13 protein-coding genes are annotated in these 16,010 nt (G+C 40.1%); 8 read left to right on the plus strand and 5 right to left on the minus strand.

The window, feature by feature from the left end; all coding sequences use genetic code 11:
- Nucleotides 1-324: 324 nt before the first annotated feature.
- The 3 genes from HRJ06_RS18215 to bioB all read left to right on the plus strand — a co-directional run bounded on the left by HRJ06_RS18215 (nucleotide 325) and on the right by bioB (nucleotide 2,772).
- Nucleotides 325-801 carry a DUF4352 domain-containing protein gene (locus HRJ06_RS18215; RefSeq protein WP_174734405.1) on the plus strand — a complete coding sequence of 159 codons (477 nt, stop codon included), beginning with the start codon at nucleotides 325-327 and terminating at the stop codon, nucleotides 799-801.
- A 359-nt stretch (nucleotides 802-1,160) separates the two neighbouring features.
- Entirely contained in the window at nucleotides 1,161-1,751 is a 591-nt protein-coding gene (locus tag HRJ06_RS18220; protein ID WP_174734406.1) for a biotin transporter BioY, read from the plus strand.
- Between the two features lie 28 nt (nucleotides 1,752-1,779).
- Nucleotides 1,780-2,772, plus strand: coding sequence for a biotin synthase BioB (bioB, locus tag HRJ06_RS18225; RefSeq protein WP_174734478.1), 993 nt, complete (start codon nucleotides 1,780-1,782; stop codon nucleotides 2,770-2,772).
- 670 nt (nucleotides 2,773-3,442) lie between these two features.
- On the opposite strand, the gene HRJ06_RS18230 is transcribed toward bioB, so the two are convergent.
- On the minus strand, nucleotides 3,443-3,844 hold the full coding sequence (locus HRJ06_RS18230; RefSeq protein WP_174734407.1) for a VanZ family protein: 402 nt from the start codon (nucleotides 3,842-3,844) through the stop codon (nucleotides 3,443-3,445).
- A 475-nt stretch (nucleotides 3,845-4,319) separates the two neighbouring features.
- Between HRJ06_RS18230 and HRJ06_RS18235 the strand changes: the two genes are divergently transcribed.
- Nucleotides 4,320-5,078: a 3D domain-containing protein gene (locus HRJ06_RS18235; RefSeq protein WP_174734408.1), complete on the plus strand. Its 759-nt coding sequence runs from the start codon at nucleotides 4,320-4,322 to the stop codon at nucleotides 5,076-5,078.
- Between the two features lie 392 nt (nucleotides 5,079-5,470).
- Entirely contained in the window at nucleotides 5,471-6,691 is a 1,221-nt protein-coding gene (ftsZ, locus tag HRJ06_RS18240; RefSeq protein ID WP_174734409.1) for a cell division protein FtsZ, read from the plus strand.
- A gap of 188 nt (nucleotides 6,692-6,879) precedes the next feature.
- Here ftsZ and HRJ06_RS23540 read toward each other — a convergent pair whose 3' ends face one another.
- Nucleotides 6,880-7,674 (minus strand): LysM peptidoglycan-binding and 3D domain-containing protein, encoded by a 795-nt coding sequence (locus HRJ06_RS23540; protein ID WP_174734410.1) that lies wholly within the window; start codon nucleotides 7,672-7,674, stop codon nucleotides 6,880-6,882.
- Between the two features lie 513 nt (nucleotides 7,675-8,187).
- On the opposite strand from HRJ06_RS23540, the gene HRJ06_RS18250 reads away from it, so the two are divergent.
- Both HRJ06_RS18250 and HRJ06_RS18255 read left to right on the plus strand, forming a co-directional pair.
- The gene (locus tag HRJ06_RS18250) at nucleotides 8,188-10,029 is read left to right on the plus strand and encodes a CocE/NonD family hydrolase (RefSeq protein ID WP_174734411.1); all 1,842 of its coding nucleotides are present in this window, start codon (nucleotides 8,188-8,190) and stop codon (nucleotides 10,027-10,029) included.
- A 164-nt stretch (nucleotides 10,030-10,193) separates the two neighbouring features.
- Complete coding sequence (locus tag HRJ06_RS18255; RefSeq protein WP_174734412.1) at nucleotides 10,194-11,360, plus strand: hypothetical protein; 1,167 nt, start codon at nucleotides 10,194-10,196, stop codon at nucleotides 11,358-11,360.
- A gap of 110 nt (nucleotides 11,361-11,470) precedes the next feature.
- On the opposite strand, the gene galE is transcribed toward HRJ06_RS18255, so the two are convergent.
- The 3 genes from galE to HRJ06_RS18270 all read right to left on the minus strand — a co-directional run bounded on the left by galE (nucleotide 11,471) and on the right by HRJ06_RS18270 (nucleotide 14,876).
- Nucleotides 11,471-12,466, minus strand: coding sequence for a UDP-glucose 4-epimerase GalE (gene galE, locus HRJ06_RS18260; protein WP_174734413.1), 996 nt, complete (start codon nucleotides 12,464-12,466; stop codon nucleotides 11,471-11,473).
- Between the two features lie 219 nt (nucleotides 12,467-12,685).
- Nucleotides 12,686-13,408, minus strand: coding sequence for a hypothetical protein (locus HRJ06_RS18265; RefSeq protein ID WP_174734414.1), 723 nt, complete (start codon nucleotides 13,406-13,408; stop codon nucleotides 12,686-12,688).
- Between the two features lie 316 nt (nucleotides 13,409-13,724).
- Nucleotides 13,725-14,876 (minus strand): lipid II:glycine glycyltransferase FemX, encoded by a 1,152-nt coding sequence (locus HRJ06_RS18270; protein WP_174734415.1) that lies wholly within the window; start codon nucleotides 14,874-14,876, stop codon nucleotides 13,725-13,727.
- A 118-nt stretch (nucleotides 14,877-14,994) separates the two neighbouring features.
- Between HRJ06_RS18270 and HRJ06_RS18275 the strand changes: the two genes are divergently transcribed.
- Nucleotides 14,995-15,999, plus strand: a complete 1,005-nt coding sequence (locus HRJ06_RS18275; protein ID WP_174734416.1) for a YVTN family beta-propeller repeat protein — start codon at nucleotides 14,995-14,997, stop codon at nucleotides 15,997-15,999.
- The last annotated feature ends 11 nt before the right edge of the window (nucleotides 16,000-16,010 follow it).

Here is a 16,010-nt window from a genome sequence, read left to right on the forward strand (position 1 = left end):
CTAAGTTTTATTAGCCAAGGATGGTTTTCTATTTTTTCGGCTGAACTTCCCCCTGCAGCTGTTTACCAAACCATTTCGACAATCTTGTGAAACAAGGTTAATCGGGAAGTAGGCACTTTCTTAATCTCACTTTTAAGTGAATAGCCCTTGTCTCGGAGGGGTGAATCGAGGTTAAATGATATAAAGCAATCCTAAAGTCCCTATGTATTTTCAAGTTATATATTCAAGATATGGAAGATTTGGTTTTTTCTAATTGATAAATGAATAGTTCTAAAATACTATATAAAAGTATAAATAAAAAATTAGTTAAAGTTGGGGGATCCTATGAAATTTAGAAATATACTTGTATCTTTATCATTTATTGCACTTCTTTTAACTCTTACTGGATGCAGTTCTACCTTGGATGTGGTTAAGGCAGCACTGGCCAAAAAATCAGCAGAAGTCTACATTAACGACATAGAAATTTCTGAAGGTATTAAAAATCCTAGTAATTTATTAGTAGTTTTATATGTAAGTGTGAAAAATACAGGTGATGCAGAGCTGCTGGTTAACCCTGCACAATTTTCTCTCGCAACTTCTGATGGTTTGGTTGGCAACAGGCATGATACATATAAATATGATGGATGGGACACTTTACGATCGGAACATATCCATTCTAAACAGCGAAAAGAAGGTGCCATATTTTTTGAAATACCCTACTCTGATATTTATACCTTGACTTATAATAAAAATGGTTCCGCCGAGTTTAACATTCCTTCAGATATTGATTTATTTAAACCTCTTATGCAAAATGTAGACTGATAACATCACACTCTTCCTTGATTATGGAGGAGTTTTTTTGATCAGTTCTTTAGCAACTGATACAAACAATTCAACTTCTTTGCTCCTAATCTAATGGAACAACTGATATCTTATTTCATAACAATTTTGCTTTTTAGCAGTTTCCCTGAGATTTGATTCAGCTAGAAATACTATAGCGCTTAGCACTTCTTCCTCCTTTGCCGAGTGACGAAGGTTTCACAGTTGTGCTTTTACACAAATTAAAAATTATAAATATAGAGCGAATGGCACATATTTGTTAACTAAAAAAATATTAGGTTGACATAAAATATTCAGAAAGTTTATTCTGTTCTTATACCAATAAAAAGGAGCTAGCTGATATGAAATTAAGAACGATAGACTTAACACTTGCGGCAATGTTCGTTGCCCTTATGGCTGTGGGAGCCAACATTACTTCTTTTGTGCCATTTATGACTGTAGGCGGGGTGCCAATTACTCTCCAAACCTTCTTTGCACTTCTCGCCGGGCTAATTCTAGGCGCCAGGTTAGGAGCCATATCAATGACTGTTTATGCGGCTGTTGGATTAGTTGGCGTTCCTGTTTTTGCTAAATTCGGCGCTGGATTCTCTACTATTATCAGCCCAACATTTGGCTTCATTTTATCCTTCATTATTGCCGCTTATGCTGCTGGCAAAATAGTTGAAAAGAACCGGACATTGCCAGCATTTATTGCTGCAGCATTGACAGGACTGGTTATCAACTATGTTCTCGGAACGAACTGGATGTATTTTGCCTATAAGCTATGGGCTGCAGCTCCTGATGGATTCACTTATACAATGGCATGGCTGTGGATGGTTGTGCCGCTGCCAAAAGATATTATCCTTGCCGTATTCGCAGGTATGATGGCTCACAGACTTGAAAAGACTGTCCTTTCAAAAGGCAGCTTCAGTTTTTTAAGAAAAGCAGCTTAATAAATTTTATTGAAAGAGGGGCTTCATGATGGGAAACTGGAAGGAACTTGCTCTTAATGTACTTGATGGCCAAGAGCTTACTGATGAGGAAGCAATAAGTATACTCGAATGTCCTGATGAAGAACTGCTTGAACTGCTGCAAGGAGCCTATACGATTCGCCGCCACCACTACGGCAATAAGGTAAAGCTGAACATGATCATTAATACAAAGTCTGGATTATGTCCCGAAAACTGCGGCTATTGCGCCCAGTCCACCCTTTCTACTGCACCTATCCAAAAGTACCGGATGGTTGACAAGGAAACAATCCTTAAAGGAGCGGAGCAGGCTTACGCTTTAAACGCAGGTACCTATTGCATCGTTGCTAGCGGCCGGGGTCCCAGCGATAAAGAAATCGACACCGTAACTTCAGCTGTTCTGGAAATCAAGGATAAGTATGGCCTGAAAGTCTGCGCCTGCCTCGGAATCCTGAATCCTTCACAGGCAAGCAGGCTTAAAGAAGCAGGAGTGGATCGATACAATCATAATCTCAACACCTCAGAAAACCATCATGAAGCTATTACCACGTCGCATACATATCAGGACAGAGTGAATACAGTCGAGGTAGTCAAGAACTCGGGAATTTCCCCATGTTCAGGTGTCATCGTCGGAATGAAGGAAACAGCACAGGATGTCGTTGATATGGCAAGGAGCCTGAAAATACTGGACGCCGACTCTATCCCTGTCAATTTTCTTCATGCTATAGATGGCACTCCGCTTGAAGGCGTCAGCGAACTGAGTCCGCGTTACTGCTTAAAGGTTCTATGCTTAATGCGCTTTATCAACCCTTCAAAGGAAATCAGAATTTCAGGCGGGAGAGAAGTCAATCTTCGGAGTCTCCAGCCATTGGGCCTATACCCTGCGAATTCCATTTTTGTTGGTGACTATTTAACAACGGCAGGCCAGGAGAGCACGGCCGACCACAAAATGCTTGCCGATCTTGGCTTTGAAATTGAATTTGCAAAAGAAGAAATCACGACCTAATATTTAAATCAGCTGAACTTTACGAGATGTTTTTACACACTCAACCAAATAATTGGGAAATAATATTACAGATTATAGACATTTCCTGCCACATAACTGCCGCTTTGGAAATACACTACACTAGCATTACGTCTATAAGTGAACTTCATGCACCTTGATTGAAGCGGAGGGCAGTCGACTCCTCAAAAGTGCCTTCGCATTTTTTCGTGCGTGGGTTAACAGGAGGATGCCCAATCAATGTTCTGCGGGAAAAGCAACAGCTAAAGATCCCGCAGGAAGCGGTTTTTCTTCCGAGGAAGCTGAAGTGTTGCACGAGGAAAGCGACTGCCTGAAGCGGAAATCACGCCACTGTAAGGTTGCAGTATACTTCAATAGAGATAGAAAAAAGAGCAGTGATTCATACGAAACTAACGGTTTTTTTGTTTTTTACATAAATTTATGAACACCTAAGAAATGTGGTGCTAATTCATATGCAGATTAAGACGATCACTTGTAAAACACTGATATAACAATAAAAAAAGCGATGATAATAATTGATAGGTTCATTACATCGCTAATCATAATGGTCTTTATTGTTTGCTCCCTTTGAACTGAACCAGCTACTATGAGTTAGCGGGTTTTTAATATTCAGAAATGAAAGGATAGCGCAAAGAAAAACCCCTTGTCATTCCTATAATGTTATAAAGTATTGGATCTCATTAAAATAGAATAGACCCAGAAATAGAGGAATTAGTACAATACTGTAAAAAGCAAACAGCTTGATTAGAGAGTGATTCCTGTATCTGATCATATAAAAAATGAGCAATGGTATGAAAAGTCCAATTGTGACACCAAACATATTGGCAATTGCATCTAAAAATTCAGCACTTCTATGCGGTAAAAAATATTGTCGGTACTCTTCAACAATCCCAATAGCCACTAAAGCAAACCAAACAAAGCTTATATTTTGTTTGATCTTTTGGTGATCTGTTATCAGGATCATTACTGTTCCTAAAAGTATTGAGATTACTGCGTAACTTAAAAAATGCATTTGCTTGTCGACCCCAAAAATCAACTGATAATCTAGTACCATTTCCATCACCCTCACTATCAAAAGCTTAACCATAGCTAGTAATGATTAGACATAGTTTTCCGAAGATGACAGTGAATTAAGGTGTGCATGTTTTAAACTCTTAACATCCCCCTATATCACCAGACTAAAACCTGTTGATTGACAGCGGTTGACCTCTAAATAGGTATTCTAAGACAACCACCTCTTACTTCCATAAGGCAAAGCCTCTGAAACAATAGTGACGTTTCTATATAGAGGTGGACCTCCATTTCATACTAATAAGAGGTGTAGCATTCACATCCTTTACTCTTTAAAAGCTCTTGTACGCTTCTTCCATTCTATGCAGGTAAATAATTCCTCTACTATTACAAACCAGACAAGCTTGTTATCTGACTGTTATTCTCGTCATCTATTTACTATCTCCCTGTTCTTTTTCTGTAAAAGTGTTTTGTTAATATAGGACACAGACAAGAAAAACCGACAGGAGGAAAACAAATTGAAGCAAAAATTACTATCCCTAATCGTAACAGCAGCATTTTTGATCGCAGCCGGAACAACCGCACAAGCGGAACAAGTCGTCGTACATAAGGGAGACACTTTGTGGAATCTTTCCAACCAATACGGAGTCTCTGTCGAATCTCTAAAAAAATGGAACAACCTAAAAAGTGATGTTATTCATCCAAATGACCTTCTCGAAGTATCGCCTATCAAACATGTAAAGGTGCGGAGCGGCGATAATCTTTGGAATATAGCAAATGTCTATGGAGTTTCAGTAGATGATTTATTAAAGTGGAACGAGCTTGGTTCTGATTTAATTCACCCTGGTTTGAATTTAACTATATATACGGACTTACATAATGAAGGAACCGTAGAAATAAAAGCAGTAAAAACAACCACCCAAGAGGCAGTACATAAACCAGCACCGGTTACTGCTGTAAAACAAAGCGTAGAACAAAAGCAGGCAGCCAAGGAAGTCATGGTCGAAGCAACAGCCTACACAGCTAGTTGTGAAGGATGTATCGGGATTACGAAAACAGGTGTCGATTTAATAGCAAATCCGGGTGCAAAAGTTATTGCGGTTGACCCATCTGTCATCCCTCTTGGTTCAAAGGTACACGTTGAAGGATATGGCTATGCAACTGCTGAAGATATTGGCGGAGCGATTAAGGGGAACCGAATTGACGTATTCATCCCTGAGCGTAATGACGCGTTAAAATGGGGAAGACAGCATGTAAAAGTAACGATTATTAACTAAAAACAGTGGCCCCCGATTTAGGGGGCTTTTCTAATTTCATGAAATTCTCTATACCAGGAAAGCCCTTGGACAATAAGGAGTTTGACCTTTCTAGTAGGTGGTTAAAGTTATTGATTTAATCGCACTAGGTTGATTGGAACGGAAGGTGCGAGACTCCTGCGGGATCAGCGGGAAAGGTGTGACCCTCTTAAGGAAAAAGGATGCCTCCCTGACATTAATCGGAGATGACAAACGGAAACAGAACCACCCACTTTATTACTATAAAGTTACAAGTTAGTAACAACCCACAGGAAAGGACCGGCTGGAGCGAATTTTATTATATGATTATAGGATAGAGAAAAATGAAAGAGTTTGAATGGGGGAAATAAGAACAGAATTGGGGAGGAATAGGGATGTTAGAATTTGAACCATACATAGATCAGTTTGCCACGATAAAGGTGATTGGGGTTGGCGGCGGCGGAAATAATGCCGTTAACCGGATGATTGAAGATGGAGTACAAGGTGTGGAATTTATTGCTGTAAATACAGATGCACAAGCTCTTAATATGTCAAAAGCAGAAATCAAGATGCAAATCGGCCACACGCTGACAAAAGGACTGGGTGCAGGCGCAAATCCCGAAGTTGGCAGGAAAGCAGTCGAAGAAAGCAAGCAGCAGCTTCAAGAAGTATTACAAGGTGCTGATATGATTTTCGTCACGGCGGGAATGGGCGGCGGAACTGGTACCGGAGCCGCTCCTGCTATTGCTCAAATCGCAAGGGAGCTTGGTGCACTAACAATTGGCGTCGCGACACGGCCGTTTAAATTCGAAGGACGCAAGCGCGCCCAAAATGCAGAAGCCGGCATTGAAGAGATGAAGAAAGCTGTTAACACCTTAATCATTATTCCCAACGACCGGTTATTGGAAGTTGTCGATAAAAGAACACCAATGATTGAAGCGTTCCGTGAAGCGGACAATGTCCTTCGGCAGGGTGTTCAGGGGATCTCCGATTTAATTGCCGTACCAGGTCTGATTAATCTTGATTTTGCTGATGTAAAAACGATCATGTCCTTCCAAGGGACAGCAATAATGGGTATTGGCGTCGCCTCTGGTGAAGACCGTGCCGCCGAAGCTGCAAAGAAAGCAATTTCCAGTCCGTTGCTTGAGACTTCCATTGATGGAGCTAAGGGTGTATTAATGAACATAACTGGCGGGAGTGATTTAAGTCTGTTTGAAGTACAAGAGGCAGCAGATATTGTCGCCTCTGCAACCGATCAGGAATTAAATATGATCTTTGGCTCCGTCATTAACGAAAACCTTGGTAACCATATTATGATTACAGTGATTGCCACTGGATTCAGTCATGATGATGATGAAAAATCACCAAGATCGCCCGGCAACCCTTCAACAGTAGAATCAGGGAACTTCCAGTCACATCAAAAAAATACGCAAACACAGCGTTACGAAGAACCTTCCACCCACAGAGAGCCGGTACCATACGGAGAATCAGCAGAATATGGAAATTATCAACAACAGCCAAGATATGAAGAACCCTTACCGTCTGGCCGGCAATCGCAACAGGGAAACTCACTAGAAACTCCAACCTTCCTTCGTAACAGAAGAAGAAGATACTAAAAGCAAAAAGGCATCCCTAGGGTGCCTTTTTTGTGTCCAATTATTTAGTGAGCGGAGAGCAGATTGTTATACGGCTCTCTGAACTAAGAAAACCTCCTTTATTTAAAAGGAGGTTTTTTGGTGCGAATTTACTATTTTAATATAATAAAGAGCGGTCCCTCAAAAGGAAGCCGCTCTCTTTTAAGCTATTAATTAATAATGGTTACTTCTACTTGTTTTCTGCCCCAGTCCAAAGCGTCACTCTGCTCAGGAATGAATACATCGATCTTGTTTCCTTTAATGGCTCCGCCAGTATCTTCAGCGGTTGCATAGCCATAACCTTCTACATAGACTTTTGAACCTAATGGGATTACAGATGGATCGACTGCAATAACTTTTGCATTAGGGTTTGCTTTTAAATTGACACCTGTTTTTGTAATACCAATACAGCCTTTACAATCAGCCGTGTAAGCTGTTGCTTCAACCGTGATTTCCTTGCCTGCCGGCTCCGTATTTACCGATTTGGCTGGTGCTTTAGTTTGTACTGCTTGTACATTGGTTTCAACAGGTTCTGTCTGAACTTCTTGATTATGTACTGCTTGCACATTTGTCTTAACAGGCTTTGTCTGAACTGTTTCGCCAGCATTTAGATCCGTATATACCGTTAATTCCAACCCAGGATGGATTAGATCAGAAGATAGTTGGTTCCATTTCTTTAAATCATTTACTGTAACGCCATATACGCTTGAGATATTCCAAAGGGTATCTCCTTTTCTAACCATAACTTTCTTAATAGGTGAAACTTCCAGAACGTCATTTGGATGAATGACATCAGAAGATAAGTTATTCCATTTTTTAATAGAGTCTACAGATACTCCATATTGTTTTGAAAGGCCATAGAGAGTATCTCCCTTATGTACCACCACTTGTTCTGCTTGTACCGCTGTGGCTGCTGCTGCAAAGAATGCTGTTGCTACAATCAAAGATAGTAATTTTTGTTTCAATTTGTTTTCCTCCCATCAGCTGTTCTTTCACTGTGGATATCGTAACATAGTAGTTTTACAAAGAAAGGACAGGGAGTTGTTAATTAGATGACGAGGATAACAGAATGATAACAGCATGTTACAGAGCAACAGGAAGGCTTCATGTCTGTAATAATACAGGAAAAATTATCCCTCAATCTTATTGCTTCTCTTCCATCCCCTTTGCTTGTTACAAAACACGCTACCATAGGGTTTAAATAGAAAGATAGGAAGAGAGCCGCTATAAAAATCTATAACTTTGAAATTAACCTTATCGGAAAATTGTCGTAAACCGCAATGAAAAATAACTCCATCCTCCGGCTTCCCACCCGCCGATTAGGATGGTTCTCTGTGGAACATCCGTGAAACAAGATTAACCGGGAAGTGCCTGTCACCTTCTTTAGTAGTAAGCAAATAGTAAGGAGGGATTATTTTAATCGTTGTTATCTTGTCTTATCCTTTAATAGTAAGAATATTTCGAAATGGGGGGATTTTATGCTCAAAAGGAAATTGCGGATAGGCAGCATGCTTTTTGTTATGCTGACTTTTATTTTATCAACGGTTTTTGCCGGGCCTGTTTCGGCAAACACTTCTTCTTTATTATTTTCATCAGCTTCAGGAAAGCCTGCTGCGACTCAGAAAGCGGCCAGGAACCAAGCATGGGAAGACTATGACCGGCCAGAACAATACGAAACAATTATTTCAGAAAAAGATGTATTCCATACAATGAGGGATGGGGTAATTCTAGCTGCAGATATTCATCGGCCAGATGCAGCTGGTCCGTTCCCCGTTATCTTAACTCAAGCTCCATACGGTAAAAGTTCGATGCTGAATGAGTATTTTGTCAAGCGCGGTTATGTACATGTAGTAGTAGATGTTCGGGGCACAGGAAGCTCACAGGGTACATGGGATTCTTTTGGCCCAGCCGAACAGCAGGACGGAAAAGAACTAGTGGAATGGGCCGCAAAGCAGCCATGGTCCAGCGGGAAGGTTGGCTTGTATGGAGCTTCCTATATGGCAATCAATCAGTTTTTCACTGCCGCTCAGCATCCAAAAGGTCTGGCTGCTATGTTCCCTATCGTTCCAATGGGGGACAGCTACCGTGATATTGTCATGTCAGGAGGACAGGTCAATACTGGCTTCATCCCGCTTTGGCTTGGGCTTGTAACCGGAACTAGTCTTATGCCGCCCTCTTATACCATTACTGATCCTGTCAAGGCGGCTGGAGTCCTTGTCAGCCATGCCGGACAAATTTCCGGATTCCAGTCAAACACTCTTTTGTCCGCCCTGACAGGAGGAGAGGTTGCCTATGACGGACCATTCCATTGGCAGCGTTCCCCTCTTTTAGTGGCAGACAAGGTTAAAGTGCCGACATTTGTTACCGGCGGACTGCATGATATCTTCCAAAGAGGCGAGCCCTTATTATATGAAAAATTAAAGTCCAATGGCGTAACAACCAAGCTTTTAATGGGCAACTGGACGCACGGGGATTTTGGCAGCGGGCTTCCTGCTGATCATGTCCCCCCTCTCGACCAAATTGCTTTAAGATGGTTTGACCAATATGTAAAGGGGATGAAAACAAAGGCAGAACACATTCCTGATGTAACGCAATTTGTGCTGGGAGAAGGACATTTTGAAGTTCAGCCTGGCTGGCCGCACTCAAAGGCAACAGCTGAAAAATACTACCTTCGCTCAGGGAACTTGCTAACGAAGGATACCCCTTCATCTAATGAAGGCTCAGAAAATATGCTGCAAGTTCCGGTAAATGGACTTTGTTCAGGAAGCGCCAGTCAATGGACAATGGGCATTCTGGGGGTCTTGCCATGCACGAAGGATAATCGTTTGACCGAAACAACGGAGGTCACCTATACAACGGCACCTGTCAACCGTGATGTTCATATTTCAGGGCCGATCGCTGCTAAAATATATGCCAGTACCACGGCAAAAGATGCGGTTCTATCCGTTAGGGTAACCGATGTTGCTCCTGATGGAACCTCAACTGAATTAACAGCAGGCTGGCTTGCTGCTTCCCATCGGGCACTTGACACAGGCAAGAGCCGCTTCCTAAACGGTGAAAACATTCAGCCGTGGCATCCATTTACCAAGGAGGCCGTTCAAGAGGTAACACCTGGTGAGATCATGGAATTAGATGTTGAAATTTTCCCAACGAATGCAAGGATAAAGGAAGGACACCAGCTGCGTGTCAGCATTGGCCCAAGTGACATTCCCCATGCGTTATCACCAGCCCCTATGCTGCAAAAACAATTAGGCGGTGTCGTCAAGATTCTGCATGACAAACAACACCCATCATCAATCATCCTGCCAATTGTAAAATAGGAATAACAAGCAAAAGGACGGTTCTTACGCTTCGAAGCGCAAGAACCGTCCTTTTGTGAATCAAGATTATTCGGGGAGTGCCTGTCACCCTGGACAAACTTTCCATCATCATATATTCTTAATAAAGAACAATATTGTTCTAAATATTATTGGGAGGGTTTGTTTTGAAAAAAATTTCGTTTATTCTTTTCCTGAACATATTGCTGCTGTTGGGCACCTTTAATGCAGCACTGGCAGGAAAACCACAGGGGGCTTCCCCGTCTTTACAGGTTTCATCGTTAAACAGCTATGAAAGTATTACCTTGGATTACCACGTTTTGGACGCTAGAAAAACTCCAGATGAATTCCTAGTTAAAAGAGGCGGAGTTGTTCTATATAAAGGCAGAAATCAAAATTTTGTAGATTCCCGTCTTTCTCCAGAAACTAAATATACCTACACGGTAGAGGCATATTCCCGCGGAAAGCTCTTGGCTTCATCTAGTTACACTGCCTCAACACTTCAAATCATTGAAGCTCGGATTTCTGTGAATGGAGTTGCCCAATCAGGCTCTATAGCTGTTACATGGGAAGACAGCAGAGAAGATTTGCTTCCAACCGAATACCGAGTTTATGTAGACGGGGTTCTTAAAGCAACTGTCTCTTCCCAAAAGATAACAGAGATCACGAACCTTAAACCTGGCACTTATACTGTAGCGATAGAAGGATGGTATACGAATTATTTGGTGAGTAAAGGCAGCCAGTCAGTAGTCGTCCCGGAACCAATACCGGTTTCTCCTATAGAGGTCCAGAACACATTGAATTCTGACTTCTCTGTGGATTTATCCTACCAAGTCGTAAACCCTGCGCTTCCAGCTGATCGATACGTGGTCTCCCTTGGTGAAAAAGTGGTATTTGATGGCATTCCTAGTAGCAGCACAACCATCAAATACCTAAATCCCGGGCAGTCCTACACAGCTAAAGTAGAGGTATTTAGTGAAAATATTCTAGTTGGAGAAGGAACCACTTCTTTTACGGCACCACACAAAATTGAAACTTACTATGATTTCTATGACTTCGACATTAAACAAGCTTACTTGATCTTTACTTATGACCAATCATTACAAAATGCCGATCAGATAGTTATCACACGCAGGGACGAAATCATATTCAACGGATACCCGCAGGAAACCACAGAATCCATCACTGTTTATAATGGCGAGCCAATTGAGGAACTAGTAACGGATACATTCGTCCCCGAGGTAACCAGGTATAACTATCAGGTGTTGAACTACCAGAATGGAGTACTTGTTGGAGTCGGCTATGCTTCAGTTCCTAACGTGTTCTACTATTGAAGGTGTTTGAAAAATGACCAAAGAAAGCTAGCTCATCGTAAGAGCTAGCTTTTTTGTAGTATAAACATAAAGAATTCCCTTATGCTATTGTGAAATTCGGGAGGTGCCTGTCACCCCTTCTCCTGCCATCGCCAGGAATCTCTGCACATTTCTTCTATTCCTCTTTGGGCGGACCAGTGAAGTTCGGTTTTTGCTTTTGTGGGATCGGCATAAGAGATCGCTATATCTCCTGGTCTTCTTTCCGTGATTTGATACCGGATTTTCTTGCCTGATACCTTTTCAAATGCCGAGATAATCTCCAGCACACTATAGCCTGTTCCAGTCCCCAAATTAAAAGCTTCGACACCGCTAGAGGACATCACTTTCTCCAATGCTTTAATATGTCCCTGAGCTAAATCGACCACATGAATATAATCCCTTACTCCGGTGCCATCTGCTGTTGGATAGTCATTTCCATAAACCTGTAATTTTTCCAGCTTCCCAGCTGCTACCTGAGTTATGTAAGGCATTAAGTTGTTTGGAACCCCAGTTGGGTCCTCGCCAATAAGTCCGCTCTGATGAGCACCGATTGGGTTAAAGTATCGCAATAAGGCAATACTCCACGTATCATCCGCTGTATGCAAATCTTTTAATACTTCTTCTATCATTAACTTCGTTCTGCCGTATGGACTTGTTACACTAAGAATGCTGTCCTCTCGTATAGGAACCTCATTAGTCATTCCATATACACTCGCAGATGAACTAAACACCAGGTTTTTCACGCCGTACCTATTCATTACATCACATAAGACCAATGTACCAACAAGATTATTTTGATAATATTGAAGCGGAAATAAAACGGATTCCCCAACTGCTTTCAATCCTCCAAAATGGATAACCGCTTCAATACGGTTCCTTGAAAAAACGTCCTCAACACTATTTCGATCGGTCAGGTCACCCTCGTAAAACTGAAAATCCCTGCCTGTTATCTCTTTTACTCTATTTAATGCTTCTGGCTTACTATTTGAAAAATTATCAAGAACAATAATCTCATAACCAGCATTCAGCAGTTCAACACAAGTATGGCTGCCGATGTAGCCGGCTCCCCCTGTTATTAATATAGGCACTTAGAAGAACCCCCTAACTTATGTATATCTTATAACCTTCAGCCAAAATCATACCATGAGACTGCAAGCATATAAAATTTCAGAAAACCTCGAAAGAAAAACTAATCAATCGTTTGATTAAGACGAGCGCGGGTTGCTAGTCCGATTTTGACAATTCATAGCTCATAAAAGAAAGGAAGAAGATACACTCTCTCCTTCCATTTCTACTCCTTAATTTATCTATTTTCCACCAACAATATTTACATCACTTGAGCCGCTAAACTTAACACCATTTAATAGTTCACCGCTTAAATATCCAACTGTGTCATACACATCAAGATTTGTTTCTGGGAATGAGAAATGGTAAACCTTATCCATAAATCCGTCCCCATTTTTATCTTCCAATCCTGCTTGAGTTGAATAAGCCCCGGTACCTTCACTGTCCCCAAATCGGACTGTTGAATCATCAACTTGAGTTACATCAAAATTAGCTGATCCAAATAAAGCTACTGGAATTTTTCCTTTAGAATTTGCACCAAAGCTGCTTGGATCACTCCCAGGCTTAATATCAATAATAACCGGGACACTATCACAATAATAATCAATCTCTAACACAGCATAATCGATAGCAAACTCATCTAGATGTGTACCAGCATTTCCAATTCTAACAATTGCTTCACCATCTTCCAATTCGTTAAATAGTGAAGGATCAAGTTCAAAAACTGAAGTGTGTGTTCGTGTAGTCTGGACTTCATCAAATGCATTAGGAATTTCAACCCCATCTACATACATTTTAAGATCATAGTAGGGATCTACTTTATCATTAATATTAAAGTTGTATACTGTAAGTGTAGCACGAATAATTTTACCACTTTCTATAGGGGAAAATGTATGTGTCCATGATTTATCACTAGCATCCCATAAATCAAAATCGCCATCATCTGTTTCATGCGTGACGTCCATGCAATCACACGTTCTCCCTAGGTTATCATCGTCTCCTGCAACACTTGAGCAGGAACATATTCCCGAAGCTTCTGCCCCCACAAATGACACTGGTAAAACTAAGGTTAACGCAATGAACAAGGCCAACAATTTCTTTTTCAATTAAAACATCCTCTCTTAATTTAAATACAAATTTAGGGGTTTTTAAAAATGAATATCGGTTACCTATACACAACACCTCCAAAAATATTCTTAATAAAGAACAAAAAGGAATATATATTCCGTTCTATTCAAAGTTTTAGCTCTTTGAATAAGAAGATTTACATACACAGTTTTTCTAACCGATTATTTTTTCTTTGCTTGGTTCACTTCGATAAGCAGGAAAATAATTGCTGTCTAAACTTTGAGAATAATAACTTTCCCAAGAGTCTATTAAATTTTTATATAAAACTGGATTGTGGACTTTCTTTCCTATATAAAAATCGAGTATCCCTTCCGGATTGAATCTGCTTTTAAATTTAAATAACGAATCATTACCTGAGTATCCGCCACCTAAGTGAAATGCGAGAAATCCATTCTTTTTCCCCCACAGTGCAATATGATAAAACTGAAAAACATTGGCTCCCAGATGGAGGAATTCCGACTTTGAACATCCCAAATGGTAGTGAATAAATTTATCACAATACATACATAAAGCTGCTGTGATCATTTTCCCTTTTAAAAAAACTGCTCCTATAAAGGAGTTTTGATTTAATCCTACTAATAAATTTTTAATATATTCTCTGGAAAAGTAATAATAAGAGGATGCGTTCAACTTATCCATGGTTTCATAGTACAACTTTAGAAAATCATCGAGATAAAAAATGGCATCCTCTTCTTTAAGAATCCTAAACTCTAAGTTATTCTTTATTCCTTTTTTTATGTTCCGTTTGTGATTGGTATGAAAGTCTCCAAATATCTCTTCTTCGCTTTTACTTAAATCCAAATAAATGGTCTGGCTGATTTTTTTAACCTCCATTTGATCTGTAAAGTATTTATGATTATCTAGTAACGGATGAAACCTGGTGAATTCGCTAATTATATTTTCGTTGCTGCAATAGTCGTCAAACTCATGTCTGAAGGCACTAATTATCTGTTTATCAGCAAAGTCATATAGCGGACCACCATATCCATAAGGGCTCACAATATCATAATAGTCTCCCGCTAAAGTGCTATGCCCCAGAAAAGGAAGGGAATTTAGGTTTCTTTTCATAAATGGATAACACAGATTACTTTCTTTTCCATTTGAGTATACGAATAGATGCGGTTCGCCGTTTTCAGACTCTTTGTATAAAGAACTATATGCTTGAAAGTAATAGATATCTTTTTTTGTGGATTTTCCAATCACTGAATCCCATGTTGCTTTATCGTCTGAAGTAATGATTTGATGCACCCTTTTCCAACCACCCTTCGTTATAAAACAAATATCTATGTTTTTTAAAAACCCCATCACTAAAACCACTTGTGTTATTCTTAATAAGACTATATTATATTCTTTAAAAAGAACAAAAGACAGTTTTATTTAAAAATACAATCCGAACTACAAAGTAAAGAAAGGAAGATTTTTAATGATAAAAGTAAAGGCCGTTTTTATAATGAGTACAATCATCCTTTTAACGAGTTGCTCATCGGACCCTGGAGAACAATCAATTAAGGATAGCAGCTCAGAACAGAAGGTTTCTTCGCAGGCTAGTCTTCCTCAGTTTTATGTACCAAGTGAAGAAGATGATAGTATCTCAATTATTAACCTGCCCACCAATGAGGTTTCCGGGCAGATAATTACAGGTGATAAGCCAGCAAATCTTGTATTCTTACCTGAGATGAATAAAGCATTTGTTACACATATGGATGACAAAAGTGTGGGAGTCATCGATCTAAAAGAGTCCAATATGACAAACAAGATTAAAGTCGGTTCTCTCCCTCATGGTATTGCTTTAAGTAAGGACCACAAGGAGGTCTTTGTAACGACAATCGGGGATCAATATGTGTATGTCATTGATACCGAAAACGAGACAGTCAGCAGAAAAGTTGATTTAGGGAGTAAGGCAAGAACAAATTACCCCTATCTTTATGAAGACCGTTTATATGTGACGGACCACAAGAATAATGCAGTTTATGTGATTGAAAATGATAAAGTTGTAGACCAGTACAATGTCAGTGCTAAGCCGATGGTTGCCAGAACGAGTACAGATGGATCACTTCTCTATGTGGCATCCAGCAGTTATGATTTGTTAGAGGTATTTGATACCAAAACAGGCACAAAGGTGAAAGAAATTAATTCAGGCCAAGGTGTAACTGACTTTGTTATAAGCGATAAATATTCGATTCTAATCGCTACAAATAAGGAAGGAAATAGTGTCAGTATAATTGACTTAACTACTGGTCAGATGATCGAGAATATCGAGAATCTAGCTGCGCCAAAACATATTTCATTTAATGAAGATGAAACCATAGCTTATACAACCTTAAGCGGCACAAACAAAGTAGCAGCGATTGATGTGGAAACAAGGAAGCTAGTAGATGAGATTGAAGTTGGAGAATCACCACATGGAATTCAACTCTTTTCTAAATAAAGAATAGACGA

It is taken from the genome of Mesobacillus harenae, assembly GCF_013343715.1.
Classification (GTDB): Bacteria; Bacillota; Bacilli; order Bacillales; family Cytobacillaceae; genus Mesobacillus_A; species Mesobacillus_A harenae.

Excerpts from the sequence above, each read along its gene's own strand:
- HRJ06_RS18215 (WP_174734405.1), top strand. The coding sequence starts at position 325 with ATGAAATTTAGAAATATACTTGTATCTTTATCATTTATTGCACTTCTT.
- HRJ06_RS18220 (WP_174734406.1), top strand. The coding sequence starts at position 1,161 with ATGAAATTAAGAACGATAGACTTAACACTTGCGGCAATGTTCGTTGCC.
- bioB (WP_174734478.1), top strand. The coding sequence starts at position 1,780 with ATGGGAAACTGGAAGGAACTTGCTCTTAATGTACTTGATGGCCAAGAG.
- HRJ06_RS18230 (WP_174734407.1), bottom strand. The coding sequence starts at position 3,844 with ATGGTACTAGATTATCAGTTGATTTTTGGGGTCGACAAGCAAATGCAT.
- ftsZ (WP_174734409.1), top strand. The coding sequence starts at position 5,471 with ATGTTAGAATTTGAACCATACATAGATCAGTTTGCCACGATAAAGGTG.
- HRJ06_RS18250 (WP_174734411.1), top strand. The coding sequence starts at position 8,188 with ATGCTCAAAAGGAAATTGCGGATAGGCAGCATGCTTTTTGTTATGCTG.
- HRJ06_RS18265 (WP_174734414.1), bottom strand. The coding sequence starts at position 13,408 with ATGGACGTCACGCATGAAACAGATGATGGCGATTTTGATTTATGGGAT.
- HRJ06_RS18270 (WP_174734415.1), bottom strand. The coding sequence starts at position 14,876 with ATGGGGTTTTTAAAAAACATAGATATTTGTTTTATAACGAAGGGTGGT.
- HRJ06_RS18275 (WP_174734416.1), top strand. The coding sequence starts at position 14,995 with ATGATAAAAGTAAAGGCCGTTTTTATAATGAGTACAATCATCCTTTTA.